The sequence below is a fragment of the Stenotrophomonas sp. SAU14A_NAIMI4_8 genome (genome assembly GCF_003086695.1).
In the GTDB taxonomy this organism is placed as follows: Bacteria; Pseudomonadota; Gammaproteobacteria; order Xanthomonadales; family Xanthomonadaceae; genus Stenotrophomonas.
The window spans coordinates 2,452,431-2,478,670 of sequence record NZ_CP025999.1 but is presented as its reverse complement, the minus strand read 5'-3'; the positions used below and the strand labels follow the sequence as shown (position 1 = coordinate 2,478,670).

Sequence of the window (26,240 nt, the reverse complement as noted above, 5' to 3'; positions counted from 1 at the left end):
CTTGCAGTGGCCGGTCAGCGCGAGAAGCCCGGTACCGGGTCGCGACTGATCGGGCCCAGCAGCCAGGCGCCCCATTCGGGCAGGTTCGGGCGTGCTTCCTGTTCGCCGGGCAGCGCCAGTTCGGTGTCGCGCGCCAGCGGTTGCACCAGGCGCGGGGTCACGATGATCACCAGTTCCTTGTCCTGGCGCTTGTAGTCGAAGTTGCGGAAGAACGAGCCGATGATCGGCAGGTCGCCCAGCAGCGGAATCTTGTTCACCGTCGATGCCACGCTGGAACTGACCAGGCCGCCGATCACGAAGCTCTCGCCATCGCCCAGCTCCACCGTGGTATCGGCGCGGCGGGTGGTGATGGAGGGAATCTGCACGCCATCGAGCGCGATCGCGTTGCTGTAGTCCAGGTCGCTGGCTTCGGGCGCGACCTTCAGTGCAATGCGGTTTGGTGCCAGAACCGTGGGGGTGACGGTCAAGCCGATGCCGAACGGCTTGTAGGTGATGGTGGTGGTGCCCAGGCCCTGCGGTTCCAGGATCGGCAGTTCGCCGCCGGCCAGGAAGCTGGCGCTCTGTCCGGAAAGCGCGACCAGGGTGGGTTCGGCCAGCACGCGGGCCATGCCGTTGGCCTGCAACAGGTCCACGTCGGCATTCCAGCGGTGCTTGGTGGAACCGAACACCAGGCGGAACGCGGAGGACAGCGGCGATTCATCCTCGTTGACGCTGCCGCCTTCTTCCATGCCCGGCAGCAAGCCGGTGTCGCCGGGCAGGCGGCCGCCGGGGCGGGCGATACCATAGGCGAACGAACCATTCTTGTTCTGGAAGTTGATGCCGATCTGCTTCAGCGCGGTCTTGTTGAACTCCACCACCTTCACTTCCACCTGCACCACGCCGCCACTGACGATAGTGGAGGCATCGGCCAGCAGGCCGTCCTTGCCCAGCGCCATGGCGGCGGTCTTCTGCGCCTGCATGTGCGACAGCACGCTGTCGGTGCTTCCCTGCAGCAGACCCTGCTGGTCCTGCTGGGTGAACGAAAGCCCGCTGTCGGCGGCGCCCGCAGCGCCCTGCACCGCGCTCTGCACGCGCACCTGCACGCGCTGCGGTTCGGCGCGGGCGCGGTGCCACAGCAGCAGCGTGGTGCTGCCGGGTGCCTTGCCGACCAGCAGGGCCTGGCGCTGCCCACGCAGCATCACGATGTCGGCCACGCCGGGATCGGCAATGGCCACCCGTTCCAGATCGGCGGGCAGGGTCCACGGGCGCTGCTCACGTGCCTGCAGCACCAGATCGTCGGCGGCCAGGCTGGTGGCAGGCGCCAGCACCACCAGCAGCAGGGCCAACCAGCGCTGGTGCAGTGATCGGGCAGGGCGGTGGCGGCGTTGGGTCATGGAGGCTCCGGAATCCGGTCAGAGGGAACCGCGGGGCGCAGCGGTATCGCCGCGGATGATTTCGATGCCGGCCGGGCGCGGCGCACTGCGGCGCGGCGCGCTGGCGCTGGCGCGGGCGGTGGGTGCGGCGGGCGTGCGCTCGGTCAGGCCCTTGCCGGCCAGTGCTTCGCCGTCCAGGCCGGCAAAGGCGTTGTTTTCGGGGCGCTGCAGCGCCGCCTGCTGTTCGGCGTCCAGGCCGCGCACGGGATCGAGCACGCCCTTGGCCGGCGCGAACAACGCCACATCGGGCAGGCCGGTGTCGGCCGGATTGCGCAGGGCCAGGAACAGCTTGCCCTGCTGCGCGCCCAGCAGCAGCCGGTTCGCTTCGGCGACCGGCACGGCCAGCACCGCGCTGCGCGCCGGTTGGGTGGCCTCGGCGCTGCCCTTGCTGGCGCTGCTGGAACTGCCGGCGCCGGTGATGTCGGCCGCGCGCGGGTCGTTGTCGGCGGACGTGGCCGCGGCCGGTTCCGCCGCAACGGGAACGATGTCCTGCTGGCCGTAGCTCAACACCCGCAGCCGTGACAGCAGCAGGCGGGTCTGTGCCACGTCCTGTGTGCCATTGATTGCATTGCTGTTGCTGCGCAGGTTCATGAAGACATCGACGAAATCGCCGGGAAGAATGCGGTTGCCGGCGCCGACCAGTTCATCCACCGGCACCGCCAGCGCGCGTTCGCCAGGCCGCAGCTGCAGCGAGAAGCCCTGCGCCAGCAACCCCTGGCTGATCGCGCTGCCTTCGGCGATGTCCTGCACCGGCACCTTGCCGACCACGGCCGCCAGTTCCGTGGGGGCGCCGGGTACCGGCTGGGTGCGCTGGGCCAGGCGTACGCCGGCCGCGGTGATCGGCTCACCGGCGGGCAGCCGGGCAATGGCTTCCACCACGGTAATGGTGGCCGCGCCGGGCTGGCTGGCAATCGGTGCGGCGGCCGGCGCGGCGGCGGGCGTGCGGCCGACAACGAAGGCGACCAGGGCCAGCAGCACGGCCAATGCGATCAGCGCGATGGCGGCGATGCGGGTCAGCTTCAACATGATTCGCCTCTCCTGGTACGTGGGTCAGTTGCTGCCCAGATCGAGCTGGGCCACGGCACTGCTGCGGATCGGATCGCCCATCACCCAGCCATACAGCGTGCCGGTGCCGGGCAGGAAGGGGTGGGCGGCATAGTCATAGCTGACCGTGACCGTCACGCATTGCGCGCTGGCCAGGCCGTTGCATGCGGCCAAGGGGGAGACGACGATGGCGCCACTGCCGCCAGCGCTGCAATCCGGTTCCTGGCTGGAAAACTGCAACAGCCACTGCATTGAGCGGCGTGCTGCGGTACAGGCGGCCACCCGGCGCTCGTTCGCGCTGGCATAGCGCAGCGATGCGCGTGCGCCCTCGGCCGACGCCGTTGCCAGCGTCTGCTGCGCGGCCATGATCATCACCCCGGAAAAGGTAAACATCAGCAGCGGAATCAGCCCGAGCATCAGCATCAGCGCGAATTCAATCGTGGCAGCGCCGTGTTGCCGGCGTGGCGCGCAGCGCTTCATGCGGCGCCTCCATAGGTGGTAACCAGCAGCCAGCCGATGGCCGCCAGGGCCAGATAGCTCGCGTAGGGCGCGCCCGTACGGCCCTGTCGCGCCTGCTGCATGTCGCGCAGGGCATGGTGGGCCTGCCAGTGCTGCGCCTGCAGCGTTGCCGGCAGTCGCGGTGCCAGCAGCCGCGAGGCCACGACGATGCCAGCGTGCAGTCCCGCGGCCAGGCTGGCCACGATCCAGACCGGCAACAGCGCCTGCCAGCCCAGCAGCAAACCCAGCACCGCGAAGAACTTCACATCGCCGGCGCCCATCATGCGCAGCAGATGGAACGGCAGCAGCGCCAGCAAGCCCAGTACCGCGCCCAGCAGGTGCGCCGCCAGCGGTTGCGGCGTGGCGGTCAGCTGGCTGACCAGCAACCACGGCAGCGCCAGTGCGCAGGCGGCCAGCAGCCAGGCGTTGGGCACCCGACGGGCGTACAGGTCGCTGATCGCAACCCGCAGGCACAGTCCAATGGCCAGCAGTCCCAGCAGTGTCATCACGCACCCTCGTCGTCCATTACCCGCTTGTTCCGTCTGCCCCGGGCGCGGCATCGCGGTGCGATACCGGCACCGGGCCGGCGGCAGCTGCGCGTTCGGTCAGCTGCCGGTGCCGCCGCTGGCCGAGCCAGCCGCGTTGGTCACCACGTTCTTGAGTGTGGTGAACAGCGTTTCGAAGAAATCGCGGATCTGGTCGTTGCCGACCGCCACCAGGATTCCGGCGATCACGGCGGCCAGCAGGCCGTATTCCAGCGCGGTAACGCCGTCTTCTTCTTTCAGGAACTTCTTGATGGAAGCGTTCATGACGGTGATCTCCCTCTACCTGTCAGATGGTGTTGCAGGGCACTGCATGGGTGGTGGCCCGGCTCCGCCGGGATCACTCCTGGGCCTTCGCCGTCCTGGCGGAGGAGGCCGGGCGGATGGTTCCGCCTGGCGCGTCTGCGAAGATCCGGCTCCCGGGGGCGGGCATCGGCGCATACGCGCACGCAGCCGACCGGTCATGGCCGTCGTGCGTGCCTGTCGTGCTGCTGCGCATGTCCATCGTCTTCCCCCTGGGTGCGGCCGCTGCTGCAACGCCGGATCACCGTGCTATCGACTTTGCCTGAACGAGGGTGGGCTGCAACCGGAACCTATATGCAAATTCGGCAGATCCGGAAAAATCATGAAGATTTCAGGCCGCTTTTGTGATCGATATCCGTTGGCTGCCACAACGATTCACGAAAGTGCAGGTTTCGTGATTATGTGATGGCTGCATGCGAAAACTGTGCCATAACCCTGTTTATATTCAGGAATGAACGCGTTGGCTGCAACGAAAGTGTGATCTGTTTACGGACACCGATTATCGGGCATACTCCCATTCAAGGTTATGCGGTTTCCGATGGGCGGTATCTGTGAAGGCCGCCGTCGGCATGCACCAGGAGGTTCGTGGAAGCAGTGCACGCCCTGTAAGGCAGTGGGGGCGGTGCTGCGCGGCAAACCAACAGGGGAAAACACTGTCATGGTCGATGGTGGGGTGGCGGACAGCGCCGACAGCGGGCTCAGGTCGATCGACCTGGCCACACTCAGCGGTGTGCTGCGGGTGTGCGATGTGGAACTGCTGCTGCTGGATGGCAACGGTCCGCGCGCGGCATTCGCTTCGCGGGTGCACGAAGAAGCCTTGTTCTGCAGTCTGCACTGCGGGTTCCATTGCCGTGGCCGGTTCATGCTGCCGCCGGACTGGGCCATGCTGGGGTATCTGCATACCACCGATGACACGCTCAGCTGGTGCCACGGCGTGCCGCTGGCGCCGGGCATGGCATTGACCATTCTTCCCGAAGGCATCAGCGAATTCACCCTGAGCCCGGGCACCCAGATGACCCTGATGCTGGTGCCAGTGGAGCGCGTGCAGCGCAAGCTGGCCGAGCTGAGCCTGCGCAGCACGCCGCCGGCGGGGCAGGCCCTCTCATTGTTTACCCTGGGCGCCGATGAGCTGCCTCTGGCCCGGCATTATCACCAGCTGCACCAGCAGTTGGGCCAGGGCGGGGTGCTGCAGGCCGAAGAAACCGAGCGCCTGCTGCATGAGCACGTGCAGGCGCTGCTGGCCACCGGCCCCGGTGATCGCCCCGGGTGCAGCCGTGCGCGCCGCACCCATTACCTGATCGCGCAGCGCGCCGAGAACTTCATGCGGCTCAACCTGCGTCGCAATATATATATGAATGAAATCTGCGATGCCGCCGGGGTCAGCGAGCGTGGCCTGCGCTACGCGTTCGAGGATCTGTTTGGCACCTCGCCCAACCGATACCTGTCGATGCTGCGGCTGTGCGCGGCCTGCCGCAGCCTGTCCATGGCCGATTCCAGCCGGCGTTCGGTCAAGGCCATCGCCCTGAGCTGCGGGCTGTGGGATCTTTCGCGCTTTGCAGACAATTACCGCAAGGTATTTGGCGAACTGCCGCGCGACACGCTGATGCGCGCGCCGGCACAGATCGGCCAGCCGGCCTGAGTTACTCCCTGCGTTGCTGAATACCCGGTTCTGCCGGTTTTGCATATCCGGCTGCCGAATCTGGCCGTCGTTTTGCCGGAATGCGCGATTGCCGTGCCGGAATGAAGTGCCCCGTGCGCGTGGAAAGGCGCGAAATGTCAGTCACCTGCCTTGCGGCACTCCACTGACTTTCAAGCTGTACGCCTACGGGGGAATTGCTCATGAACCGCATCTACCGACGCGTCTGGAACCGCCAGCTCAATGCCATGGTGGTCGCTTCGGAACTGGCCACCGGTGATAACGCCGGCGCCACCCTGCACGACGCGCGCAGCGCGATGCCGGCGCCGAGCCTGCTGGCCCTGGCGCTGCTGTGCGTATTGGCCAGCGGCACAGCACACGCGACCGAAAGCAACCAGTCGCTGCGTGACCTGCAGGCGCTGGCAGCCAAGTACACGCAGACGATGCCGGTGAAGGTCGATGCCGAAGTGGCGTTGGCGGCACGGGCGGCGCAGGCCAACACCGCAACCAATGCCGATGCGCGCGTTGCGCTGCAATTGAACACCGGCGTGCTGCCGATCGTGCGCACTGTGCTGCCGGCCAAGGTGAACGTGACGCTGGCTGCGCCGGCGCAGTCGGCACCGGCGCTGGGCGGCCAGCTCAACGCATCGGTCGTGCTGGGCGGCAGCGAAGCGGTCACGCTGGATACGGGGGTGACCGCCGCACTGCAGCCTTCGGAGCAGTCGCCGCTGGCGGCAACGGTGCAGGCCAACGCGAAGGCGAACGTCGGCGTGGGTGGTCACACGGTAGCCGCGGTCGACGCCGCGGCCCGCGTCACCCTGGGCGGCAGCGTTGACCCAACCGCGCTGAAGGCGGCGGTGGAAGGCAATGTGGGTGCCAAGCTGGCGGTCATCGGCCAGCGCATCGAAGGCGATGCCGATGTGGCCGCAACCGCTGCGGTCACCCTGCCGGCCAAGGAAGAAACCCCGGGGGATACCGACGACCGCGCGATCACGGCCGCCTTCGATACCGGTGTGGCAGGCAACGTGCGCGTGCAGGGCCTGGATGGCCAGCCGGTGGTGGCCGACCGCAACCTCAAGCTGGCCGCCAACGCGACCGCCACCGCACAGACCTCCGCGCTCGGCCTGGGCGGCCTGTTGAACGGCGTCGGTTCGGCGCTGGGCGGGGTGGGCGACGCGGTGGGCAGCCTGCTCAATGGCGATCTGAATGGAACGGTCGGCAACCTGACCGGCGCCGTGGGTGGTTTGGTCGGTGGGGCGGTCGGCGGCCTGGGCCTGTCCTCGCCGTCGCCCATTGCCGCAAACACTGGCAAGGCGCCGGTCGCCGGCGATCCCAACGCCGGGCTGATCATCGGCAACGGCGGCGTGGTCGGCGGCCTGGGCGCGCTGATCGGCCCGACCACCAACGGCCTGTTTGGCGGCGATGGCTACCTGAGCAACGGCAACCTGCGGGTCAGCACCGCCAACGTCATGCAGACCTATTCGGCGGTCAACGCACTGGGTATTCCGCTGGTCAACGCCTCGCCGGTGGGCAGCACGCTGAACGGCCTGGGCGGTGCGGTCACTGGCGGCAATTCGCATCTGACGCTGATCGGTGGGGTGACCTCCGACAGCTACATCTACAACATCAACAACGGCAATCCCGGCGGCCTGCTGGGCCTGCTGCTGCCCTCCGATTCGCCCGAATGGGCCGGCAAGTGCCTGGACATCGGCCTGGCCGACATCTCCTGCTGGGCGGTCAATGCCGCGCAGGACTACCAGGTGCTGATGGGTGACGGCGCCTACGCCAACGGCTCGCGCGAAGTGGTGATCGGTGCCAACGCCCGCCACGAACTGCCGCAGGTCGATGCCAACGTCGCCTTCCCCGGCAACGGCACCAATGACCCCAGCAATCCCACCGGCGTGCCCACCGCCGACTACGCCGCGCGCATGGGCCATTCGGTCATCGTCGGCGACAGTGCAGTCGGCACCGCCAACGGCCAGACCCTGTTGGGTGCCGAAGCGACCTCCAACCAGGCCAACTCGGTCGCCCTGGGCTTCCGCTCGGCCGCGGTGCGCGGCGCCCAGGCCAGCTACAGCGCCTACGGCCTGACCACCGCGCAGGTGTCGGCCGGTGAAGTGTCGGTGGGCAGCGCCAATGGCGGCGAACGCCAGATCACCAACGTGGCCGCCGGTAGTGCCACCACCGATGCGGTGAACGTGGCCCAGCTGCAGGGCGCCATCTCGCAGATCCAGGCAGTGGGCGATGCGGCGGTCACCTACGATCTGGACGGTGCGGGCGAACCGATCTACACCCGCGTCACCCTGGGCAATGGCACCGGCGCCACCACAGTGGCCAACCTGGCCGCCGGGGCGATCAATGCCGGCAGCACCGAAGCGGTGAATGGCGCACAGCTCTACGCCAGCAACGATGCCATCGCTCGCTTCTTCGGCGGCCAGGCTGCGTTTGATCCGGCCACCAGTGCCTTCACCGCGCCGCTGTTCCAGATCAGCACGATCGGCAGCGACGGCGCGATCGCGCAGGGCCTGTATGACAACGCCACCGACGCTTTCGATGCCGTTGATGGCTCGCTGGTCAACCTCAATACGCAGATCACCGATATCCGCAACGGCGGCACCAAGTACCTGCGGGTCAATTCCACCGGTGTGGAAGCGCTGGCTGCGGGTGCCGATTCGATTGCGGTCGGCAGCAATGCGCAGGCAGCCGCAGCCAACAGCATCGCCGTCGGTGCCGGCAGCCTGGCCGACCGTGACAACACGGTGTCGGTGGGCGCGGCCGGTGCGGAACGGCAGATCACCAATGTTGCTGCGGCCACCGCGGCCACCGATGCGGTGAACCTGTCGCAGCTGCAGGCCTCGGAAGAGGGCGCGCTGCGCTACGACCTCAACGGCGACGGCAGCGTGAACTATGCCAGCGCCACCCTGGGCCAGGTCGGCACCACCACCACGCTGCGCAACCTGGGGCCGGGCCAGGTCAGCGCGGCCAGCACCGAAGCGATCAATGGCGCGCAGCTGTTCGCGGCCAACCAGACCCTGGCCACCCACCTGGGCGGTGGTGCCACGGTCGATGCCAGCGGTGTGGTGCTGGCGCCCACCTACACCCTGAACAACGTGGCCGCCGATGGCTCGCTCAGCCAGGGCAGCTACAGCGACGTCGGCACCGCGTTCGATGCGGTGAGCGTCTCCTTGGCCAACGTGGCCGAACAGAGCGACGAGCTGGACGCGCGCGCGGTGAAGTACGACGTGGACGGCAGCGGCAACGTGGTCGATTCGATCACCCTGAGCGGTACCGGCGGCGCGCCGGTGAAAGTGACCAATGTGGCCGCCGGCAGCATCCTGGCCGGTAGCAGCGATGCCATCACCGGCGACCAGCTGTTCGCCACCCACGCCACGGTGGCCAACTACTTCGGTGGCAGCACCACCTACGATGGCAGCACCGGCCTGTGGGTGGCGCCCAGCTTCCGCATCTCCTCCATCGCCACCGATGGCACGCTCATCCAGAACGACTACAGCAACGTCACCGCGGCGTTCTCGGCCGTGGATGGTTCGCTGCAGGTGCTCAACCAGCGCATCAGCAGTGGCGGCAGCAGCCCGTATCTGGCAGTGAACTCCAGCGCCGCCGCCGCGACCGCCGCTGGCGCCGAAGCGCTGGCGCTGGGGCCGCAGGCCAGTGCGGCCGGTGCCGGCAGCTTGGCGGTGGGCAACGGGGCCAGTGCCAGCGCAGACAACAGCGTGGCCCTGGGCAGCGGCGCGGTGGCCAGCGTGGGCGCGCAGAGCGGCTACACCGGCGCCTATGGCCAGGCCGGTGCCAGCAACTCGGCCGGCGAAGTGTCGGTGGGCAGCACCGGCAGCGAACGCAAGGTGACCCATGTGGCCGATGGTTCGGACACCTACGATGCGGTGAACGTGGGCCAGTTGAACAACGGCGTGAACTACGCCATCGACCAGTCCAAGGCCTACACCGACCAGAAGATCCAGAACATCACCAACGTGGCGGGCAGCTTCCGCGCCAACAACAGCAACAACCTGGCCGATCCGGCCGCCACCGGCGCCAATTCCGCCGCCGGTGGTGCCGGTTCGGTGGCTGCCGGGGCCAATTCCACGGCATTGGGCAACGGCGCCCAGGCGCAGGCCGACAATGCGGTGGCGCTGGGCGCTGGTTCGGTGGCCGACCGTGCCAACACGGTGTCGGTGGGCGCGGCCGGGGCAGAGCGGCAGGTGGTGAACGTGGCCGACGGCAGCGCCGCCACCGATGCGGTGAACGTGCGCCAGCTGCAGGCCTCGCAGCAGGGCAACATCCGCTACGACACCACCACCAACGGTGCCACCAACTACAACAGCGTCACCCTGGGCAGCACCAGCAGCGGCCCGACCACGGTGCGCAACGTGGCCGCCGGCACGGCCGGAACCGATGCGGTGAACGTGGACCAGCTGAAGTCGGGCATGGCGCAGACCCTGGACTGGTCCAAGGCCTATACCGATGAGCGCATGGGCGGCTTCGAGCGCAACCTGCGCAAGACCGACAGCCGTGCCTCGGCAGGCGTGGCCTCGGCCATGGCCACCGCTTCGCTGCCGCAGCCCAGCGAAGCCGGCCGCAACATGGCCTCGTTCGCCGCAGGCAGCTACAACGGCGAATCGGGTGTGGCGGTCGGTATCTCCGGTGTCTCCGAAGGCGGGCGCTGGATCTACAAGTTCAGCGGTTCCACCAACAGCCGCGGCGAAGCCGGCGTGGCCGTCGGCGCCGGCATCCAGTGGTGAAGCACGCCGCCGGGGTGCCGACGCATCCCGGCGGCGCTGTCCCGAACAACAGGGGGAAGCACATGAAACCGCATCGCATCCTGCAATCGCGCCGCATCGTGGCCTGGCTTGTGCTGTTGCTGGTGGCCGGCCTGCTGGCCGCCTGCCGCAGCCACGCGCCGGCCGGCGATGGCCCGGCCGAAGCCAACGTGGTCTTCCCGGAGGCACGCAAGGCCTCGCTGAAGGAGGGCATCTATCCGGACATCGCCGATCTGCGCCGGTTCGCACCGGGCATGAGCAAGCGCCAGCTGTACACCCTGCTGGGCACGCCGCACTTCAACGAGGGCATGTGGGGCGTGCGCCAGTGGAATTACCTGTTCAACTTCCGCACCGCGCAGGGCGCCGAATACTTCACCTGCCAGTTCCAGGTCCGCTTCGATGACAAGGGCATTGCCCAGGGCGGTTACTGGAAGCCCGAATCGTGCGCCGCCGTGCTCGACCCGCCGCGCCCGCCGCCGCCGCCGCAGGCCGCCGCGCTGCCGGAACAGCCGCTGCATCTGTCCGCCGATGCGCTGTTTGCCTTCGACAGCGCCGCCCTGAGCGCCAACGGGCAGCAGGTGGTGCAGGGCGTGCTGGGGCAGGTGCGTGAAGCCAGCCAGGTGCAGTCCATCCAGGTGGTGGGCTACACCGACCGCATCGGCAGCGCCGCGTATAACCAGCACCTGTCGCAGCGGCGCGCCGAGGCCGTGCGCAGTGCGCTGGTCCAGGGCGGGGTCCCTGGCACCAGCATCCGTGCGGAAGGACGCGGCGCTGCCGACCCCCTGGTGCAGTGCACGCAGCGCGATCGCGCCCAGCTGATCGCGTGCCTGGCGCCGAACCGGCGCGTACAGATCGCCGGTGTGGCGCAGCCGCATTGACAGCCCGGCCACCGGGTGTGCGTTGTTCCCCGTGTTTCCCCCCTGGTCTACCGGCGGGCAGGGCTACGTCTCCCCCGTCACCCTGCCTGCCGGTGGTCCAGGCTTTACCCGGTGCCCACGATGAATGCCCAATTCCTGCCCCTGCGCATGAAGACCGATGAAACGCTGACGGTGTACGGGCCGCTGGGCAACCATGCGGTGGTGCGCATCCCCGGCCGCCGCCTGCCCGGATTGATCGTGCAGGCCGATACGGTGCTGGGCTTCCTGACCCAGCTGCAGGAAGCCCAGGCCAGCCTGCGCAGTGGCCGGGCGCAGCGCGCCGATGCCGAACTGGACATGCTGGTGGACCTGCTGCAGCAGTGGCAGGCGCTGATCGAATCGCGCCTGGCCGACGCCGGCGAGGCGTTGTAGCCTCGCGCCCGCGCCGGATCTATTCGCTGTCGTCCACCCGTTCGCCCATCAGTTCGCGCTGGCGCTTGTCCAGTTCTTCGGCATAGCGCTTGCGCACGAACGCCTCGGATACCACGCCCAGTACCTGGCCATCGCTGGCCACCACGGCCAGCTCATCGGCCTGGGTCTGGTCGAAGCGCTGCATCACGCTCACCACGTCGGCGCTGGCCGACAGGGCCACGTCACGGTTCTCGGCGAAATCGGTGACCGGTGCATCGGCCTTCACCCCGTCGCCGAACAGGCGGGCAATCTGCACGATGCCGGCGTAGTGGCCTTCGCCGTCGATCAGGATCACCCGGGTGCCCGAGCCCAGCGGGAAGCGCTGGCGGAAGGTGGCCGCGTCCAGGCTGTCCGGCGCGGTGGCCACGCCCTTGCGCATCATCCGCCCGGCGCTGAGGGTATGAATCCAGCCCACGTCGCGGGCACTGCGGATGTTCTCGCCACGCAGATGCATGCGCCAGGTGGAGAACGAGTAGCCGAACCACTGCCGCACCAGCGTGCTCGATACCAGCACCGCGCTCATTACCACGCTGGTCAGCAGGAAGTCGTGGGTGCCTTCCAGCACCAGCATGGCCATGGTCATCGGTGCGCCCACCACCGCCGCGGCCAGTGCGGCCATGCCCGCCAGCGCGGCCGAGGTGGCATCGATCACCGGCACGCCGGTGGCCAGTGCCAACAGGCCGGCGAACAGCGCGCCCACCAGGGTGCCCATGAACAGTGAGGCGAAGAACAGCCCGCCGCGGAAGCCGAAGCCCAGCGAAATGCCCGAGGCCAGGCACTTCAGGGTCAGCAGCCCGCCGATCCAGATCAGCGGCAGGTGGGTGGTCAGGTCCAGGTGCAGCGCGCCATGCCCGGACGACAGCACCTGTGGGCTGGCCAGCGCCAGCGGAATCAGCAGCAGGCCGCCCACCACCGGACGGCCCCAGGCGGGGAGGGGGCTGCGCTTCACTCCGCCTTCGATCGAGGCGATCAGGCGCATGATGACGATGCCCACCATTGCGCAGCAGCAACCCAGCAGGCCGTAGATCGCATAGTCGGCCGCGCGCACGTCGATGGTGGCGGCAGCCGGCAGCAGGTAGGCATCCATGCCGGCCTGATCGGCCACGAAGGCACCGGCCAGCGCGGCCACCGCCACCGGCGCCAGGGCCGAGGGCGTGTATGCGCCAATGACGATTTCGAAGGCATAGAAGGCGCCGGCCAGCGGTGCGCCGAAGGCGGCGGCGATCGCCCCGGCCGCACCGGCGCCCACCAGGGTGCGCACATCATTGCGGCGCAGGCGCATCACCCGGCCCAGCTGCGAACCACTGCCCGCGCCCATCTGCGTGTACGAAGCTTCCAGCCCGACCGAGGCGCCGCTGCCGTTGGACAGCAGGGTCTGCACCAGCACGATCAGGTTGTCCCGCATCGACATGCGGCCGCCGTGCAGGGCATTGGCTTCCACGGCGTCCAGCAGCGGGCGCTTCAGGCGGCTGGCGGCCAGGCTGACCAGGCCCACCAGCAGGCCGCCCAGCGGCAGCACCAGCAGCGCGGTCCACGGCAGGGAAGGCAGCGAGCTCAGCCGGATGCCGTCGTCCAGGCCATACAGGCTGGCCTGCAGGCTGCGCGCCAGCCCGGCCTGCAGCAGGGTCAGGCCGCCGGCGATCAGGCCCACCACCAGGGCCAGCGCAATGAACCACAGGTCGCTGCCACGCAGGCGCAGGCGCAGGCCCTGGAAGGCCAGATGCAGGCGCGATGGCGAAGCGGTGGGCAACATGGTGGCGGCATGATACGCCGCCACCGTGATCGCCACCGTCACCGCATCAGGCGGCTAGGCGCTCAGAAGTGGTAACGGCCCTGCACGTAGAACGTGCGCGGTGCGGCCACCATGCGGCCGGCATTGCCGTCCACGTTGCGGGTGTACCAGCGCTTGTCGGCCAGGTTGTTCACGCCCAGCGCAATCTCGCTGTCGCCCAGCCCCGGCACCTGCCAGGCCAACTGCGCGTTCCACAGGCGCACGCCGGGCACGCGGCCCACGCGCGCATCGGCGCTCTCGGCCCAGGTGTTGGCGGCATCGGAGAACTGGCCGCTCTGGTGGGTGCTGGACAGGTTGAAGGTCCAGCCCGACAGGGCATAGCGGGCGCCCACGCTGTCGGTGTCGCGCGAATAGAACGGCACATCCAGGCCGCGGTTGTCACCGGACTGCTGGATCGCCTTGGTCCAGGTGTAGTTCGCGTACAGCTCCAGCCCGGCCAGCGCGCTGTCTTCGGCGAACTGATAAGCCACGGCGCTTTCCACGCCCTTGTGGTCGGTGGCGCCGATGTTCTGGAAGGTGGCCGGGGTGATGCCCGGCACCTGCAGGATCTGGTTGTCAAAGCGCATCTTGAACACGGTCACTTCCGCGCGCAGCGCACCGTCCTGCCAGCGCGCACCCAGTTCGGTGGTCTTGGCCACTTCCGGGTTCAGCGGGTTGCTGGCGGTCTGCGAATTCAACTGGATGTTCTGCACCGGCCCGAACGAGGTGGTGTAGTTGCCGAACACGGTCAACTGCGGGGTCAGCAGGTAGGCGATGTTCAGCGACGGCAGCGCCTTGTCGTTGCGGCTGCTGAAGGTGGCCGCGCCACCGGCCTGGCGGCGGTCCATGTCGATCCATTCCATGCGCACGCCCGGGGTGATGCGCCACTGGCCCACGGCAATGCGGTCGTCGATGTAGAACGAATGCGCGTCGGTGGCGTTGTTGAAGCGGGTGGTGGCACTTTCCGCGCCGGTGCGGCGGGTGATGGTGTAGCTGCGGTCGTTGCCGCGTTCGCGCAGGAAGCGGTAGCCGGCGGTCACGTCATGCACGGTGCTGCCCCACTGCAGGCGCTGGGTATGGCGCGGCTCGACGCCCAGCACGCGGTAGTCGCGCGGCTGCACGGTGATCTGCGTGTTGGCGGCGTTGATGAGCGCGCTGGCGCGGTTGCTTTCGTTGTAATACGCCAGTACTTCGAATTCGCGGGTATCGGACAGGGTGTTGGTGTAACCCAGGTCGATGCCGGCGCGGTGGCCCTTCCAGAAATCGGTCGGGCGGGTGTTCTGGAACGGGTCGGCTTCGTACTGGGCGCGGGTCAGGCCGCCGGGAGTGAGCGAACGCACGTTGTAGTAGGACAGCTTGGCGCGCAGCTGCTGGCGCTCGTCCAGCGCATAGGCGAACTTCAGCGCCAGATCGTCGAAGCGGTCGTCGCTGCCCTGGCGCCAGCCGCGGCCATCCTGGCCGGAGTACAGCAGGGCCATGCCCAGTCCGTTGTCCGCGGTGCCGCCCAGGAAGGCGTTGTATTGGGTGCTGTCACCGCCGCCGTGGTCATTGGCGCTGTAGCGCACACCGGCCTCGCCGTGCAGGCCGGCTTCGGTAGGAATGGCGCGGGTGCTGAAGTTGATGATGCCGCCCACGTTCTGCGGTCCGTAGCGCACCGCGCCGCCGCCACGCACCACGTCGATCGATTCGATGTTGGACAGGCTGGCGGGCGCGAAGGAGAGCTGCGGCTGGCCGTACGGCGCCACCGCCAGCGGCACGCCGTCCAGCAGCACGGTGGAGCGCGGCGAGTAGCGGCCGGTGAGGCCGCGCACGCCGATGTTCAGCGAAATCGAGCTGCCGGCGGTACCGGAATTGTCGGTCACCTGCACACCAGGAATGCGGCGCATGGCATCGCCGATGCTGGCCGCGCCGCTGGCGTCGATGCTCTGCCGGTCGACCACGGTGCGGGCGCCGGCGAAACGCTTGACGCTGTCGTGCAGGCCGGTGCCCAGCCAGCTGCCCGAGACCTGGATGCTGTCCAGGGTGGTGGCGCTGTCCTGCGCCTGGGCGGTGGCAGTCAGGCACAGGGCAAGGGCGGCGGCCAGCGGCAGGCGCGCGCCGGGGCGCAGGGTAGGGGTAGGCATCGGGGCAGGTCGGGAAGGGTGGTAAATGAGAATTATTGCTGATTGGTTGCGCGAAGGGAATCGCTCCTTCGTTCAGTGCCCTGGCCCCGGTGCTAAAGTGCTGGGCTGCTTCCTGATACTGCGAGAACTGCATGTCCCACGCCGCTTTCTACCCCGTCGGAACCCCTGGCCAGCCGTGGGGCGCGGCCGAGCGTGCTCAGTGGCAGGCGCGCCAGCAACGCCTGCGCCGCTACGACCAGGACGTGCAGCCGCGCATCGAGGCGCTGGCCGATCGCTTCGACAAGGTGGCCTACGGCCAGCTGGACTATGCCGGCGAGACCTACACCCTGTTCGCCCTGCGCAGCCACAACTGGAACCCGGCGCTGCCGGCCGTGCTGGTCACCGGCGGCGTGCACGGTTACGAAACCAGCGGGGTGATGGGCGCGCTGGAGTTCCTGGAAAAGCAGGCCGGTCGCTACGCCGGCCAGGCCAATGTGCTGGTGGCCCCGTGCGTGAACCCGTGGGGTTACGAGCGCATCAACCGCTGGAACCATGATGCGATCGACCCGAACCGCAACTTCCGCGCCGACGGCCCGGCGCGCGAATCGACCGCGCTGATCGAGCTGATCGCCCCGTACCAGGGCCAGTTCGTGCTGCACATCGACCTGCACGAAACCACCGACAGCGACGAAAGCGAGTTCCGCCCGGCGCTGGCCGCGCGCGATGGCAAGCCGTTCGAGCCGGGCCTGATTCCCGATGGGTTCTACCTGGTCGATGACAGCGAGAACCCGCAGCCGGCGTTCCAGCAGGCGGTGATTGCTGCGGTGGAGCAGGTGACCCACATCGCCCCGGCCGATGACAAGGGCGAGATCATCGGTTCGCCGGTGGTGGCGCACGGGGTGATCGAGTACCCGCTGGTGAAGCTGGGCCTGTGCGCTGGCATCACCGGTGCGAAGTACACCACCACCACCGAGGTCTACCCCGACAGCCCTCGGGCCACGCTGCAGCAGTGCAACGATGCGCAGGTGGCCGCGGTGTGTTCGGCGCTGGAGTACGCGCTGGCGCAGGGGTGATCGCGGGGCGGCCATCCACGCATGGCGTGGTTCTACTGAAGCATGATCATCCACGCCGGGCGTGGATGTACCGGCGGATGGGTTGAGGCCCACGGCCGCGCGCGCGATAGCACGTCCGGCCTGTCCCCCCGCTGTCATCGCGCGGGGGCACTTCATGCGGCGTCCACTGCGGTTCAGCCAGACTCGGCCGGCTCATTCTTTGATCGACCGGAGACCGCCGCCCCATGGAAGCACTGGAGCCGCAACCTTCCCCGGTGCGCACCCTACGGCCTGTGTTCGCCTTCGCGGCGATCGTTGTCGTGGCGTTCGCGCTGTTTGTCAGCCTGTTCCCGCTGGGTGCCGGCCGCCTGCTGGTAAAGGCCCAGGACTGGGCCGCGCTGAACGTGGGCTGGTACTACCTGCTGGCCATGACCCTGTACCTGGTGTTCGTGGTCGGCGTGGCGCTTTCGCGCTATGGCGGCATCAAGCTGGGCGCCGACCATGACGAACCCGAGTTCAGCTATCTGTCGTGGGCCGGCATGCTGTTCGCCGCCGGCATCAGCATCACCCTGTTCTTCTTCTGCGTTTCCGAACCGCTGACCCACTACCTGCAGCCGCCACAGGGCAATGCCGCCGCCGGCGAGGCCGGTGCGCGCCAGGCCATGCAGCTGCTGTTCCTGCACTGGGGCCTGCATGGTTGGGGCGTGTTCGCCCTGGCGGCGATGGCGATGGCCTATTTCGCCTATCGCCACAACCTGCCGCTGGCGCTGCGCTCGGCGCTGTACCCGCTCATCGGCAAGCGCATAAACGGCCCCATCGGCTATACCGTGGATGCGCTGGGTATCGTCGCCACCGTGTTCGGCATCGGTGCCGACATGGGCTTTGGCGTGCTGCACCTCAACGCTGGCCTCACCCACCTGTTCAACGTGCCGCATTCCAACCTGGTGCAGATCCTGCTGGTGGTGGCGATGATGGGCGCGGCGGTGGTGGTGGCCGTGTCCGGCGTGGAGAAGGGCGTGCGCTGGATGGCCAACATCAACATGCTGCTGGCCATCGCGCTGGTGCTGTTCATGCTGTGCGCCGGCCCCACGCAGTACCTGCTGAGCACCCTGATGCAGAACCTGGGCGACTATCTGGGCAGCGTGGTCGGCAAGAGTTTCGACGTCTACGCCTACGGCGGGCGGCCGGAATGGCTGGGCGGCTGGACAGTGTTCTACTGGGCGTGGTGGATCGGCTGGGCGCCGTTCGTGGGCCTGTTCATCGCGCGCATCTCGCGCGGGCGCACCATCCGCGAATTCGTGTTCGGCGTGCTGCTGATCCCGCTGGGGTTCACCTTGGCGTGGCTGTCGATCTTCGGCAACAGCGCGCTGGACCAGGTACTGCACCATGGCCAGCAGCAGCTGGCGCAGCTGGCGGTGGATGACCCGCCCACGGTGCTGTACGCGCTGCTGGACGGCTACCCGTGGAGCCGCGTGGTGATTGCAGTGACCGTGCTGGTCAGCTTCATCTTCTTCGTAACCTCGGCCGATTCGGGCGCGGTGGTGTTGTCCACGCTGTCCTCGCATGGCGGCGCGCCGGAAGACGACGGCCCGCGTTGGCTGCGCGTGTTCTGGGGCACGGTGATCGCCGTACTGACCGCCGGCCTGCTGCTGGCCGGCAGCATCGATGCGTTGAAGTCTGCGGTGGTGCTGGCCTCGCTGCCGTTCTCGGCGGTGCTGCTGTTGATGATGTGGGGCCTGACCCGCGCCTTCAGTGACGAATCACACCGCGAGCGGGCGCAGCAGTTCCGGCCGTCGCCGTTGATTGGCGATGACCGCCACCACCAGGGCTGGCGCCAGCGCTTGAGCCAGGCCATGCACTTCCCGGTACGCGACCAGGTGTATCGCTTCATGGATGACACGGTGAAGCCGGCGATGGAAGCGGTGGCCGAACAGCTGAGCGGGCAGGGCTGGGAGGTGAGTACGCGCTTCGAGGCCGGCGACATGGAATTGTCCGTGAACCACGGCGAGCAGCAGGATTTCCTGTACCGGGTGATCCTGAGTGGCTACCTGACGCCGTCGTTCGCCGCACAGCAGCTGCGCAACCAGCGATATTACCGGGCCGAAGTGCATCTGTTCGAAGGCAGCCAGGATTACGACCTGGTGGGATACAGCCGCAAGCAGATCATCAACGACATCATCAGCCAGTACGAACGGCACCTGCAGTTCCTGCATCTGAGCCGGTGATGGGGCCGGGCCGCCGGGCATGGCCCGGCGCTACCGGTGTGCGTGATGCTTGGTAGAGTCGAGCTTGCTCGACTGCTTTTGGCGACGGCAGTCGAGCAAGCTCGACTCTACGGCCTCGCTCGCGGCCCGGCGTTACCGGTCATGCACGAACGCCGGGCATGGCCCGGCGCTACCACGGGTCAGGGGCGCAGCAACACTTTGCCGCCGCGGCCGGGCTTGCCGCTGGCGGTCACTGCGGCGGCGACATCGTCCAGCGCGAAGACACCTTCCACCGGCAGCTTCAGTTCGCCGCTGGCCGCGCGCTGCAGCAGCTCGCCCACCAGTCGGCGCTTGTCTTCCACCGCCATCGCCTGGCTGACCTTGCTGCCCCAGAAGCCCTTCACCGTGGCCTGCTTGAAGATCACATCGCCGGACGGAATCTGCATCGGCTCGCCGGTCATCGAACCGAACGACACCAGGGTGCCGCCGTCACCGAGCAGGCCCACCAGATCGCCAGCCGCCGTGCCACCCACCGAATCGACCGCGGCAGTGGCACCGGCGTCGCCCAGCACCGCGCGTACCGCATCCTTCCAACCATCGCTGGCGGTAGAGAACACATGGGCGATGCCCAGCGCGGCCATTTCCTGCACGCCGGCATCGCGCCGCACCAGGTTCACCACCGGAATGCCGCGCGCGGCGGCCAGCATTGCCAGGGTCTTGCCCACCGCGCCATTGGCGGTGTTCTGCACGACCCACTGGCCCGGTTCCACCCGCAGGTATTCCAGCAGCATCAGCGCACTCAACGGCATGGCGATCAACTGCGCGGCGGTTTCATCGGCAATCGCCTCGGGCATCGGAATGACCATGCGCGCCGGGGCGATGAACGCTTCGGACCAGGTGCCGTGCACCGACGCGGCAGCCACGCGCTGGCCGATCTGCAGGCCCTGCACGCCGTCGCCCAGCGCGTCGATGGTGCCCAAGCCTTCGCTGCCACCGATGGCCGGCAGCGTCGGCTTGTAGCCGTACTGGCCGCGCACGGTCCACAGATCGTGGTTGTGGATCGGCGCCAGTACGGTGCGGATGCGCACCTCGCCGGGGCCGGGAACCGGCAGGTCGGCGTCACCGGCGGCCAACACCGTGGCCGGATCGCCGAAGGAAGAGTGCAGGGCTGCGCGCATGGGGAAGGTCCTGTGGAAAGAGAGATCTGATGTGGGGCCAGCGCCGCTGGCGACAAGCGTTGGTGTGTGCAACACCGTATCCTGCGACCGTTCGTCGCGACGCGGTGTGATTACCGCATCTTGTGTTGACGATCTGCCGCATCCCCACTATGTTGTGGCCGTCACTCCCGGTCAGCCGCCGCCGCCGGACGATGCAACAGACGTCCCGCGGCCCGCCCCTGATGGCTTGCCGTGTCGACGCGGCCGCCTTCGTGCGGACCCAGGTCGCCCCCACGGTCCGGATACCGGCCGCAGGCGCAGGCACATGCCGACGATCTGGTGTTCCCGCGCATGGGCATCCCCAACCGACAGCCCCGTGCGCCGGTATCGCGCTCTGGGCCGCCACGGCGCTGCACGTTGTCCGCGTGCAGGCCTGGAGACGCACCACCATGAACGACACCCCCTATCGCACGGCCGATCTGGCCGGCGCCGGCGAAGCCTTGTCTGCCGGCGGCGAACAGGTACCGACCTGGATCAGCAAGGAAGCCGGTAACCGTCGCCTGCCGTTCGACGCCGAGCGCCTGCAGCGCAGCATCGACAGCATCCACGCCGAGTTCCCGCAGCTGGACGTGGCCGATTACCGGCGCGTGGTGCAGGCCATGGTCGAGCGCAAGCCCAGCATCAGCGCAGACGACCTGGTCGACCTGCTGATCCGCGAAGCCGAATCGCGCGTGGACCTGACTGCACCGGAATGGGAGCAGTTCGCCGCCCGCCTGTACCTGCGCCGCCTGTACAAGCGCGCCAGCCGCAACCGCTTCTACGATGTAGCGCTGAAGTACGGTTCGTTCGTCGGCCTGCAGGAGAGCCTGGCCGACCGCGGCGTGTACAGCAACGATGTGCTGCGCTGCTATTCGAAGGAAGAACTGCAGCAGGCCGGGCAAATGATCGATCCCGATCGTGACCGCCTGTTCGCTTACAACGGCCTGTATCTGTTGGCCACGCGCTACCTGGCCACCGACCGCACCCGCGAGGTCTACGAACTGCCGCAGGAGCGCTGGCTGACCATTGCCCTGTACCTGATGCAGGACGAAAAGCCACGCGAACGGCGCATGCAGCTGGTGGGCGAGGCCTACTGGGCGCTGTCGAACCTGTACATGACCGTGGCCACGCCCACCCTGGCCAACGCCGGCAAGGTCGGTGGCCAGCTCTCCAGCTGCTTCATCGACACGGTGGACGACAGCCTGCAGGGCATCTATGACTCCAACACCGATATCGCCCGTGTTTCCAAGCATGGCGGCGGTGTCGGTGCGTACCTGGGCTACGTGCGCAGCAGCGGCGCGCCGATCCGTGGTGTGCCCAATTCATCGGGTGGCGTGGTGCCGTGGATCAAGCAGCTCAACAATACGGCCGTGTCGGTGGACCAGCTTGGCCAGCGCAAGGGCGCGGTGGCGGTCTACCTGGATATCTGGCACCGCGACATCGAAGCGTTCCTGGACCTGCGCCTGAACAATGGCGACCAGCGCCTGCGCGCGCACGACGTGTTCACCGCCGTGTGCGTGCCGGATCTGTTCATGGAAGCGGTGGAGCGCCGCGCCGACTGGTACCTGTTCGACCCGCACGAAGTGAAGCAGGCCAAGGGCTGGTACCTGCAGGACTTCTACGATGAGCAGCGCGGGCAGGGCAGTTTCCGCGATCGCTATGCCGAACTGGTGGCCGACGAACGCATCAGCCGGCGCACGGTGAAGGCCATCGACCTGTTCAAGCGCATCATGCTCAGCCAGCTGGAGACCGGCAATCCGTTCCTGTTCTACCGCGATGAAGTGAACCGGAAGAACCCGAACAAGCATGCGGGCATGGTCTATTCCAGCAACCTGTGCACCGAGATCCTGCAGAACATGAGCCCCACCCGGATGATCCAGGAGATCGTCAGCGGTGACCAGATCGTAACCACGCGCCGGGCAGGGGATTTCGTGGTCTGCAACCTGTCCTCGATCAACCTCGGCCGGGCGATCACTGCGCCGCACGATTTGTTGGCCACCGATGTGCTGGAGCGGCTGATTCCGATCCAGGTGCGCATGCTGGACAACGTGATCGATCTGAATGCCCTGCCGGTTCCGCAGGCCACCATCACCAACCGCAAGTACCGCGCCATCGGTCTGGGCACCTTCGGCTGGCACCACCTGCTGGCGCAGCAGGGCGTGCACTGGGAATCGCCGCAGGCCGAGGCACTGTCGGACAGCCTGTTCGAGCGCATCAACTTCCTCACCATCCAGGCCAGTGCCGCGCTGGCGCAGGAGAAGGGCAGCTACCCGATGTTCGCCGGCAGCGACTGGCAGACCGGTCGCTACTTCCGTGATCGCCAGTACGCCGGCGACGGCTGGGATGCGCTGGCGCAGACCGTGGCCACCCAGGGCCTGCGCAATGGCTGGCTGCTGGCAGTGGCGCCGAACATGAGCACCGCGCAGATTGCCGGCTCCACCGCCTCCATCGACCCGATCTACAGCGCGTTCTACTACGAGGAAAAGAAGGACTTCCGCCGTCCGGTCGCCGCCCCGGGGCTGTCGCTGGACACCTGGCCGTACTACGAAAAGGGCGCCTACAAGGTCGACCAGTTCGCCAGCGTGCGGCAGAACGCGCGCCGCCAGCGCCATGTGGACCAGGCCATCAGTTTCAACCTGTACGTGCCCAGCAGCATCCGCGCCAGCACCCTGCTGGAACTGCACCTGAGCGCCTGGCGCCTGGGCCTGAAGACCACCTACTACGTGCGCTCCAACGACATCGACGTGAGCGAATGCGAGTGGTGCTCCAGCTGATCGGCGAGCGCATCGCGCGGCCACCGCACATTCCGCCGGGCGTGGCCCGGCGCTACCTTTGCAGGAACGACCATGGCAACTCCGCTCGACCGCATCAAGATCCTGGAACCCCGCCACCCCAACCGCAGCACCGGCATCATCAACGGGCGCACCAGCGGCATCCTGAACTGGAACGACATTCCGTACCCCTCGTTCTATCGCGCCTACAAGGAGCTTTCCACCAACTTCTGGATTCCCGATGAGGTGGACATGAAGCTGGACGCGCGCCAGTACGGCGAACTGTCCGGCCGCGAGAAGAACGCCTACGACTCGATCATCGGCCTGCTGGCCACGCTGGATTCACCGCAGACGCGCTTCATCTACAACGTGGCCGAGTACATCACCGACCCGGCCGCGCATGCCAATGCGGCGATCATCGGCCAGCAGGAAGTGATCCACAACGAGAGCTACAGCTACGTGCTGGCCTCGATCACCGACCTGCCCAACCAGAACCGCATCTTCGAAATCGCCCGAACCCACCCGACCATCATCAAGCGCAACGCGCCGATCATGGGCGCGTATGACGATTTCATGCGCGAGAAGACCGCCGAGACCCTGCTCAAGTCGCTCATCCAGTCATCCATCCTGGAAGGCATCAACTTCTATTCCGGGTTCGCGTACTTCTACAACATGGTGCGGCAGAACCGGATGACCGGCACCGGCAAGATCATCAGCTTCATCAACCGCGACGAACTGGCCCATACCAAGTTCATCAGCGAACTGATCCGCGCCATCATCGGTGAAAACCCGGAACTGCAGACCCAGCAGCTGAGCGACTACGTGCATGGGGCGTTCCAGCACGCCATCGAGCTGGAAACCCAGTGGTCCAGTGAAGTGCTCGACGGCATTGATGGCATCGACGTGGACGAGATGGTGCGCTACGTGAAATACCGGGCCAACAAGATGGCCGGCATGCTGGGCATCGAGCGGCTGTACAGCGATACCACCGACAACGTGATGCCCTGGATCAAGGCCTACGCCGACAACTTCACCGAAACCAAGACCGACTTCTTCGAGATGCGCAATGCAAGCTACAAGAAGACCAACGTCGACAACGGCTTCGACGATCTGTGAGTCGCGTGGCGCGCTGCGCATCCTGATCGTGGTGGCCTCGCTCAGTGGCAACACGCGCGAACTGGGGCGGATGATCGCCGGCCACTGCCGCGCGGCGGGGCACGCCGTGTACTGGCAGGAGGCCGATGCCGCAGACCCGTCGGAAGCACTGGCCGCAGACCAGGCCGATCTGGTGCTGCTGGGCAGCTGGACCGACAACGCCGGGCGTACGCCATCGGAAATGAAGGCCTGGATTGCCGCCACTGCCGAACGCGGGCAGCGGCCGGCGCAGGTGGCGGTGTTCGGCACCGGTGAAACGCAGTGGGGGCAGGAGTACTACTGCGGCGCCGTGCAGCGCTTGATCCGCTATTTCAACAGCACTTATCCGCCGCTGCGGATTGAACAGATGCCGCATGGTGAGCGCCATGCCGCTGCCATCGCCGAATGGACCGCCGCGGTCCTGGCGCATTACTGGAGTACCGCCGATGCAGATCATCAACGCCACCACGCCTGAACAGTTCCAGCAGTTGCTGGCCGAGCACCCCCGGGTGCTGGTGGATTTCCACAAGGACGACTGCCCCGGCTGCCGCATGCTGGACATGTCGCTGCATCGGGTGGCCACCAGCGCGGCCGGGCAGGGCACAACCCTGCTGCGGGTGCAGCTGGAAGCGGTCGGTGAAGCCTTCTTCCGCCAGTTGGGCCTGCGGCAGACGCCCACGTTGTCGCTGTTCCGTGACGGCGACGAGCGCGCGCGCCTGCCCGGTTTCCAGTCGCCGCAGCAGATTGAAGCCGCGATCGCACAGCATCTGTAACCCCAATCGGCCGGGGTCGGATCCCTTGCCGAAGGCAAGGGCTCCGACCCCGCAACGGGCGCACCCGCTTTTGTAGACTCGAGCCATGCTCGACTGCCCTTCGCGCGATGGCCGATCAGTCGAGCATGGCTCGACTCTACAGGCGCATCCACGCATGGTGTGGATCTACCGGCCGCTGCATCGGTAGCGCCGGCCCGTGCCCGGCGGCGTTTGTAAACCCGATCAACCGGGGTCAGAGCCCTTGCCTGCGGCAAGGGATCCGACCCCGGCGAATCAGTTGCCGGCGAAGGTGTCCAGCAGCAGCTTCACGTTCAAGCCCACGATCAGCAGTGCGATCACCCACGCGGTGCCGCCCAGCCAGCGCGGTGCCACCAGGGCGCCCATCGTGGCCTTGTCGGTCACGATGCGCACCAGCGGGATGATCGCGAACGGCAGCTGCATCGACAGCACCACCTGGCTCAGCACCAGCAGTTTCACCGTGCCCTGGTCGCCGAACAGCACGATCACCACCACCACCGGAATGATCGCCAGCAGGCGGGTGATCAGCCGCCGCAGCCAGGGCGGCAGGCGCAGGCGCAGGAAGCCTTCCATCACAATCTGCCCGGCCAGGGTGGCGGTCACCGTGGAATTCAGGCCCGAGGCGAGCAGGGCCACCGCAAACAGGGTCGATGCCAGGCCCACGCCCAGCATCGGTGCCAACAGTTGATGTGCCTGCTCGATGTCTTCCACATCCAGGCGGCCGTTGGCATGGAACACCGCCGCGGCCAGGATCAGGATGCTGGCGTTGATGAACAGCGCCAGGGTCAGCGCGATGGTGCTGTCGGTCACCGCCCAGCGCAGTGCACTGCGGCGCCCTTCATCGGTGCGCGGGTAGGCCCTGGTCTGCACGATGGACGAGTGCAGGTACAGGTTGTGCGGCATCACGGTGGCGCCGATGATGCCGATGGCGATGTACAGCGCGTGCGGATCGGTCACCACCTGCGCGCGCGGAATGAAGCCGCCCAGCACCTCCATCACCGGGGGCGCGGCCAGCGCGATCTGCACCAGGAAGCAGCCGAAGATGATCATCAGCAGGGCGATCACGAACGCTTCCAGCGCGCGGAAGCCACGATTCATCAACAGCAGCACCAGCAGCGTGTCCAGCGCGGTGATCACCGCACCCCACAGCAGCGGCAGATCGAACAGCAGCTTCAGAGCGATGGCCGTGCCGATCACCTCGGCCAGATCGCAGGCGATGATCGCCGCCTCGCACAGCGCCCACAGTGCCAGGTTCACCGGCTTGGGATAGCGCGCGCGGCATGCCTGCGCCAGGTCCATGCCGGTGGCGATGCCCAGCCGCGCCGACAGCGCCTGCAGAATCACCGCCATCAGGTTCGAAATCAGGATGACCGACAGCAGCAGGTAGCCGAAGCGCGAGCCGCCGGCCAGGTCGGTGGCCCAGTTGCCCGGGTCCATGTAACCGACCGACACCATGTAGCCCGGGCCGATGAAGGCCAGCAGGCGGAACCACCAATGGCCCTTGTCGGGTACGGCCACCGACGCGTTGAGCGCGCCCAGGCTGGCCGCAGGGGCGGCCGGGGAGTCGGTTTGCGCGACAGTGCTCATGGGTGCAATATAGCCACTGCTATACCGATTAGCAATGTGAAACAATCGTCTTTACCGTGTCACTGGTCCAGAATTCAGCTTCGAATACAGGCAT

The 26,240-nt window shown here is 67.4% G+C and carries 19 protein-coding genes; 10 read left to right on the top strand and 9 right to left on the bottom strand.

All coding sequences use genetic code 11. The features are described from left to right. Positions 1-14: 14 nt before the first annotated feature. The 5 genes from C1930_RS11420 to C1930_RS11400 form a co-directional block, all read right to left on the bottom strand. Positions 15-1,373, bottom strand: a complete 1,359-nt coding sequence (locus C1930_RS11420; protein WP_108771793.1) for a type II and III secretion system protein family protein — start codon at positions 1,371-1,373, stop codon at positions 15-17. Positions 1,374-1,391: 18 nt separating this feature from the next. Further along, complete coding sequence (cpaB, locus tag C1930_RS11415; protein WP_108771792.1) at positions 1,392-2,438, bottom strand: Flp pilus assembly protein CpaB; 1,047 nt, start codon at positions 2,436-2,438, stop codon at positions 1,392-1,394. A gap of 24 nt (positions 2,439-2,462) precedes the next feature. After that, entirely contained in the window at positions 2,463-2,936 is a 474-nt protein-coding gene (locus C1930_RS11410) for a TadE/TadG family type IV pilus assembly protein (protein WP_108753307.1), read from the bottom strand. Then, positions 2,933-3,460 carry a prepilin peptidase gene (locus C1930_RS11405; RefSeq protein ID WP_108771791.1) on the bottom strand — a complete coding sequence of 176 codons (528 nt, stop codon included), beginning with the start codon at positions 3,458-3,460 and terminating at the stop codon, positions 2,933-2,935. The genes C1930_RS11410 and C1930_RS11405 overlap by 4 nt, the downstream gene beginning before the upstream one ends. Positions 3,461-3,559: 99 nt before the next feature. Next, positions 3,560-3,763, bottom strand: a complete 204-nt coding sequence (locus C1930_RS11400) for a Flp family type IVb pilin (RefSeq protein ID WP_108749830.1) — start codon at positions 3,761-3,763, stop codon at positions 3,560-3,562. 694 nt (positions 3,764-4,457) lie between these two features. Here C1930_RS11400 and C1930_RS11390 point away from each other — a divergent pair. From C1930_RS11390 to C1930_RS11375, 4 genes are all read left to right on the top strand, one after another. Then, entirely contained in the window at positions 4,458-5,438 is a 981-nt protein-coding gene (locus C1930_RS11390; protein WP_108749828.1) for an AraC family transcriptional regulator, read from the top strand. A 200-nt stretch (positions 5,439-5,638) separates the two neighbouring features. Further along, on the top strand, positions 5,639-10,192 hold the full coding sequence (locus C1930_RS11385; RefSeq protein WP_108771790.1) for a YadA-like family protein: 4,554 nt from the start codon (positions 5,639-5,641) through the stop codon (positions 10,190-10,192). Positions 10,193-10,254: 62 nt separating this feature from the next. Further along, positions 10,255-11,088, top strand: a complete 834-nt coding sequence (locus tag C1930_RS11380) for an OmpA family protein (protein WP_108771789.1) — start codon at positions 10,255-10,257, stop codon at positions 11,086-11,088. 120 nt (positions 11,089-11,208) lie between these two features. Beyond that, the gene (locus C1930_RS11375) at positions 11,209-11,499 is read left to right on the top strand and encodes a hypothetical protein (protein WP_108753301.1); all 291 of its coding nucleotides are present in this window, start codon (positions 11,209-11,211) and stop codon (positions 11,497-11,499) included. Positions 11,500-11,518: 19 nt separating this feature from the next. On the opposite strand, the gene C1930_RS11370 is transcribed toward C1930_RS11375, so the two are convergent. Further along, the gene (locus tag C1930_RS11370; RefSeq protein ID WP_234412650.1) at positions 11,519-13,291 is read right to left on the bottom strand and encodes a chloride channel protein; all 1,773 of its coding nucleotides are present in this window, start codon (positions 13,289-13,291) and stop codon (positions 11,519-11,521) included. Positions 13,292-13,353: 62 nt separating this feature from the next. After that, entirely contained in the window at positions 13,354-15,432 is a 2,079-nt protein-coding gene (locus C1930_RS11365) for a TonB-dependent siderophore receptor (RefSeq protein WP_108771787.1), read from the bottom strand. Between the two features lie 131 nt (positions 15,433-15,563). Between C1930_RS11365 and C1930_RS11360 the strand changes: the two genes are divergently transcribed. Beyond that, positions 15,564-16,484, top strand: coding sequence for a M14 family metallocarboxypeptidase (locus C1930_RS11360; RefSeq protein ID WP_108771786.1), 921 nt, complete (start codon positions 15,564-15,566; stop codon positions 16,482-16,484). 224 nt (positions 16,485-16,708) lie between these two features. Further along, positions 16,709-18,688: a choline BCCT transporter BetT gene (betT, locus tag C1930_RS11355; protein ID WP_108756387.1), complete on the top strand. Its 1,980-nt coding sequence runs from the start codon at positions 16,709-16,711 to the stop codon at positions 18,686-18,688. Positions 18,689-18,867: 179 nt separating this feature from the next. On the opposite strand, the gene C1930_RS11350 is transcribed toward betT, so the two are convergent. Beyond that, on the bottom strand, positions 18,868-19,845 hold the full coding sequence (locus tag C1930_RS11350) for a zinc-binding dehydrogenase (protein WP_108756386.1): 978 nt from the start codon (positions 19,843-19,845) through the stop codon (positions 18,868-18,870). 428 nt (positions 19,846-20,273) lie between these two features. Between C1930_RS11350 and C1930_RS11345 the strand changes: the two genes are divergently transcribed. From C1930_RS11345 to C1930_RS11330, 4 genes are all read left to right on the top strand, one after another. Continuing rightward, positions 20,274-22,637, top strand: coding sequence for a ribonucleoside-diphosphate reductase subunit alpha (locus tag C1930_RS11345; RefSeq protein ID WP_108756385.1), 2,364 nt, complete (start codon positions 20,274-20,276; stop codon positions 22,635-22,637). A 72-nt stretch (positions 22,638-22,709) separates the two neighbouring features. Then, positions 22,710-23,750, top strand: coding sequence for a ribonucleotide-diphosphate reductase subunit beta (locus C1930_RS11340; RefSeq protein ID WP_108749818.1), 1,041 nt, complete (start codon positions 22,710-22,712; stop codon positions 23,748-23,750). 25 nt (positions 23,751-23,775) lie between these two features. Beyond that, the gene (locus C1930_RS11335) at positions 23,776-24,243 is read left to right on the top strand and encodes a flavodoxin (protein WP_325051542.1); all 468 of its coding nucleotides are present in this window, start codon (positions 23,776-23,778) and stop codon (positions 24,241-24,243) included. Continuing rightward, positions 24,215-24,541 carry a thioredoxin family protein gene (locus C1930_RS11330; protein WP_108756383.1) on the top strand — a complete coding sequence of 109 codons (327 nt, stop codon included), beginning with the start codon at positions 24,215-24,217 and terminating at the stop codon, positions 24,539-24,541. The genes C1930_RS11335 and C1930_RS11330 overlap by 29 nt, the downstream gene beginning before the upstream one ends. A 273-nt stretch (positions 24,542-24,814) precedes the next feature. On the opposite strand, the gene C1930_RS11325 is transcribed toward C1930_RS11330, so the two are convergent. Beyond that, positions 24,815-26,146, bottom strand: coding sequence for an Nramp family divalent metal transporter (locus tag C1930_RS11325; RefSeq protein ID WP_108771785.1), 1,332 nt, complete (start codon positions 26,144-26,146; stop codon positions 24,815-24,817). Positions 26,147-26,240: the final 94 nt, after the last annotated feature.

Excerpts from the sequence above, each read along its gene's own strand:
- C1930_RS11410 (WP_108753307.1), bottom strand. The coding sequence starts at position 2,936 with ATGAAGCGCTGCGCGCCACGCCGGCAACACGGCGCTGCCACGATTGAA.
- C1930_RS11405 (WP_108771791.1), bottom strand. The coding sequence starts at position 3,460 with ATGACACTGCTGGGACTGCTGGCCATTGGACTGTGCCTGCGGGTTGCG.
- C1930_RS11345 (WP_108756385.1), top strand. The coding sequence starts at position 20,274 with ATGAACGACACCCCCTATCGCACGGCCGATCTGGCCGGCGCCGGCGAA.
- C1930_RS11375 (WP_108753301.1), top strand. The coding sequence starts at position 11,209 with ATGAATGCCCAATTCCTGCCCCTGCGCATGAAGACCGATGAAACGCTG.
- C1930_RS11385 (WP_108771790.1), top strand. The coding sequence starts at position 5,639 with ATGAACCGCATCTACCGACGCGTCTGGAACCGCCAGCTCAATGCCATG.
- C1930_RS11390 (WP_108749828.1), top strand. The coding sequence starts at position 4,458 with ATGGTCGATGGTGGGGTGGCGGACAGCGCCGACAGCGGGCTCAGGTCG.
- C1930_RS11340 (WP_108749818.1), top strand. The coding sequence starts at position 22,710 with ATGGCAACTCCGCTCGACCGCATCAAGATCCTGGAACCCCGCCACCCC.
- C1930_RS11360 (WP_108771786.1), top strand. The coding sequence starts at position 15,564 with ATGTCCCACGCCGCTTTCTACCCCGTCGGAACCCCTGGCCAGCCGTGG.
- C1930_RS11380 (WP_108771789.1), top strand. The coding sequence starts at position 10,255 with ATGAAACCGCATCGCATCCTGCAATCGCGCCGCATCGTGGCCTGGCTT.
- C1930_RS11325 (WP_108771785.1), bottom strand. The coding sequence starts at position 26,146 with ATGAGCACTGTCGCGCAAACCGACTCCCCGGCCGCCCCTGCGGCCAGC.
- C1930_RS11370 (WP_234412650.1), bottom strand. The coding sequence starts at position 13,291 with ATGTTGCCCACCGCTTCGCCATCGCGCCTGCATCTGGCCTTCCAGGGC.
- C1930_RS11400 (WP_108749830.1), bottom strand. The coding sequence starts at position 3,763 with ATGAACGCTTCCATCAAGAAGTTCCTGAAAGAAGAAGACGGCGTTACC.
- C1930_RS11420 (WP_108771793.1), bottom strand. The coding sequence starts at position 1,373 with ATGACCCAACGCCGCCACCGCCCTGCCCGATCACTGCACCAGCGCTGG.
- C1930_RS11365 (WP_108771787.1), bottom strand. The coding sequence starts at position 15,432 with ATGCCTACCCCTACCCTGCGCCCCGGCGCGCGCCTGCCGCTGGCCGCC.
- C1930_RS11350 (WP_108756386.1), bottom strand. The coding sequence starts at position 19,845 with ATGCGCGCAGCCCTGCACTCTTCCTTCGGCGATCCGGCCACGGTGTTG.
- cpaB (WP_108771792.1), bottom strand. The coding sequence starts at position 2,438 with ATGTTGAAGCTGACCCGCATCGCCGCCATCGCGCTGATCGCATTGGCC.
- C1930_RS11330 (WP_108756383.1), top strand. The coding sequence starts at position 24,215 with ATGCAGATCATCAACGCCACCACGCCTGAACAGTTCCAGCAGTTGCTG.
- betT (WP_108756387.1), top strand. The coding sequence starts at position 16,709 with ATGGAAGCACTGGAGCCGCAACCTTCCCCGGTGCGCACCCTACGGCCT.